Below are 3,330 nucleotides of genomic sequence, written 5' to 3' on the forward strand. Positions count from 1 at the left end.
GAGCAACGGGCTGACTGCCCCCAACGGCCCGTCCCAGCAGCGTGTCATCCGTCAGGCGCTGGCAAGCGCCGGCCTGTCCGCCGCTGACGTGGACGCGGTGGAGGCGCACGGTACGGGTACGAAGCTCGGCGACCCGATCGAGGCGCAGGCACTGCTCGCCACCTACGGCCAGGACCGCCCGGACGATCAGCCGTTGCTGCTCGGCTCGATCAAGTCGAACATCGGGCACACCCAGGCCGCAGCCGGTGTCGCGGGCGTGATGAAAATGGTGCTGGCGATGCAGCACGGCGTGCTGCCCCAGAGCCTCCACATCGATGCCCCGTCCCCCCAGGTCGACTGGGAGGCCGGTGACATCGCGCTGCTGACCGAGCAGGTGGAGTGGCCCGAGACGGGCCGCCCGCGCCGTGCGGGTGTGTCGTCGTTCGGGTTCAGTGGTACGAACGCCCATACAATCATCGAGCAGGCGCCGGTGACGGTGGAGACGGACCGGCCCGAACTTCCGGTCGCGGAACCGTCCTTCCTTCCGCTGGTGCTCTCCGCGAAGAGCGACACCGCACTGCGGGAGCAGGCGGACAACCTGCGTGCGAAGCTGCGCGCTGCGCCGGAGCTGCGCATGTCCGACGTCGGCCGCACCCTGGCGTCCGGCCGTTCGGTGTTCGAGCGGCGCGCGGCCGTGGTGGCCGAGGACCGCGAGGGTCTGCTGGCGGGGCTCGCTGCGCTGGCGGAGGGCGCTCCGGCCTCGGGTGTGGTGGCTGGTTCGCCGGTCGGCGGGAAACTGGCGTTCCTGTTCACGGGGCAGGGGAGTCAGCGGCTGGGGATGGGCCGTGAGTTGTACGAGGCGTATCCGGTGTTCGCGGATGCGCTGGATGAGGTGTGCCGGCACCTGGAGCTGCCGCTGAGGGACCTGCTGTTCGGGTCCGATGCCGAACTGCTCGACCGGACGGAGTTCACGCAGCCTGCGCTCTTCGCGGTGGAGGTGGCGTTGTTCCGGCTGGTGGAGTCGTGGGGTGTGAGGCCGGACTTCCTGGCGGGTCACTCGATCGGTGAGATCGCGGCTGCGCATGTGGCGGGTGTGTTCTCGCTGGCAGATGCGTGCACGCTGGTGGCTGCGCGGGGCCGGTTGATGCAGGCGCTGCCTTCCAGTGGCGTGATGATTGCGTTGCAGGCGTCGGAGGACGAGGTTCTTCCGTTGCTCACCGGTGGTGTGAGTATTGCGGCGATCAATGGTCCGCAGTCGGTCGTGGTCGCGGGCGATGAGGATGCTGCGGTCGCGATTGCGGAGTCCTTCCAGGTGCAGGGCCGTAAGACGAAGCGGCTCGTGGTCAGTCATGCGTTCCATTCGCCGCACATGGACGGCATGTTGGAGTACTTCCGTGAGGTTGCGGAGGGGCTGTCGTACGAGTCCCCGCGCATCCCGGTCGTCTCCAACCTGACCGGTGCGGTGGTGTCGGACGAGATGGGCTCGGCTGAGTTCTGGGTGCGGCATGTGCGTGAGGCGGTCCGGTTCCTGGACGGCATCCGCGCTCTGGAGGCCGCGGGTGTCACGACGTACGTCGAACTCGGCCCGGACGGGATCCTGTCCGCCCTGGGGCAGGAATGTGTGACTGGTGACGACGCCGTGTTCGTTCCTGTCCTGCGCCACGGTCGTGCCGAGACGGAGGCGGCGGTCACCGCTGTCGCGCTGGCCCATGTCCGTGGTGTCACCGTCGACTGGCAGGCGTTCTTTGCCGGTACCGGAGCCCAGCGTGTTGATCTGCCCACCTACGCCTTCCAGCGTCAGCGGTACTGGCCGGAGACGAAGCCGACGGGGAGTGCTCCCATGGGCGGGAGCGTCGACGTTGTGGATGCTCGGTTCTGGGATGCGGTGGAGCGTGAGGATCTCGGGTCTCTGCTCGCCGAGCTGGATGTGGATGATGACGCGTCCTTCAACGAACTGATTCCTGCCCTGTCGGCGTGGCGCCGACAGGAGCAGGAACAGTCGGAGATGGATGGTTGGCGCTACCGGGTGACGTGGAAGCCGTTGGCTGATGTGTCCCGGGGGCGGTTGTCGGGTTCGTGGCTGGTGGTGGTGCCTGCTGCCTACGAGGGTGATGCCTCGGTTGAGGCTGTGGTGGGTGCGTTGTCGGCGGGTGGGGCTGAGGTTCGGCGGGTTGTGGTCGGGTCCGGTGTGGACCGGGCTGGGCTGGCCGGGCTGGTGGCGGGCGCGGGTGAGTGTGCCGGCGTTGTGTCGTTCCTGGGGTGGGACGAAACAGGTGGGCTGCTTGCCACGGCTGGGTTGGTGCAGGGGTTGGGTGATGCCGGGGTTGGGGCGCCGTTGTGGTGTCTGACCCGGGGTGCGGTGTCCGTGGGTCGTTCGGACCGTCTCGTGTCTCCTGTGCAGGCGCAGGTGTGGGGTCTTGGGCGGGTTGCGGCGTTGGAGTTGCCGGAGCGCTGGGGCGGTCTGGTTGATCTGCCGGGTGTGCTGGACGATCGTGCACTGTCCCGGCTGGTCGGCGTGCTTGCCGGTGTTGGTGGTGAGGATCAGGTTGCGCTGCGGTCGTCGGGTGTGTTCGGCCGGCGCCTGGTACGCGCTGCGCGGGTGGCGCGGGCTGAGGGTTCGTGGGTTCCGGGCGGCACGGTCCTGGTCACGGGTGGTACGGGTGCGTTGGGTGGCCGGGTGGCGCGTTGGCTGGCCATGGCGGGTGCGGAGCGTGTCGTGCTGACCAGCCGCCGTGGGCCGAAGGCTCCGGGTGCTGCTCAGCTGGTGGCGGAGCTGACCGAGCTGGGTGTGGAGGCTTCCGTCGTCGCGTGTGACGTGGCAGACCGTGAGGCGCTGCACGCCCTGCTGTCGGCGCTGGCGGATTCACTCACGGCTGTGGTGCACACGGCCGGGGTGCTGGACGACGGTGTGCTGGACGGTCTGACCCCGGAGCGTATCGACCGTGTTGTGCGGGCCAAGGCGGTCTCGGCCCGCAATCTCCACGATCTGACGACCGAGCTGGGTATCGAGCTCGCCGCCTTCGTCCTCTTCTCCTCGGTCACTGGTACCTGGGGTACGGCGGGACAGGCCAACTATGCGGCCGCGAACGCTTACTTGGATGCGCTTGCTGAGCAGCGTCGTGCGGATGGTCTGGTGGCGACGTCGGTGGCGTGGGGTCCGTGGGCGGACGGTGGTATGGCTGGCGATGAGGCGATGGATGCGCGGATGCGCCGGGGTGGTGTGCCGCCCATGAACGGTGACTCGGCCATCAAGGCTTTGCAGCGGGCATTGGATGCGAACGACACCGTCGTCGCCGTCGTGGATGTCGACTGGGAGCGCTTCGCGCCCGGCTTCACCGCCGTGCGGCCCAG

Annotated in this window: 1 protein-coding gene; it reads left to right on the forward strand. The window is 68.6% G+C overall.

Annotated features, from left to right (window positions below; genetic code table 11):
* On the forward strand, positions 1-3,330 hold a 3,330-nt coding region (locus ACZ6ZQ_RS38380; RefSeq protein ID WP_469773170.1), incomplete at both ends, for a type I polyketide synthase.

Source organism: Streptomyces sp. NPDC053673 (assembly GCF_055585225.1).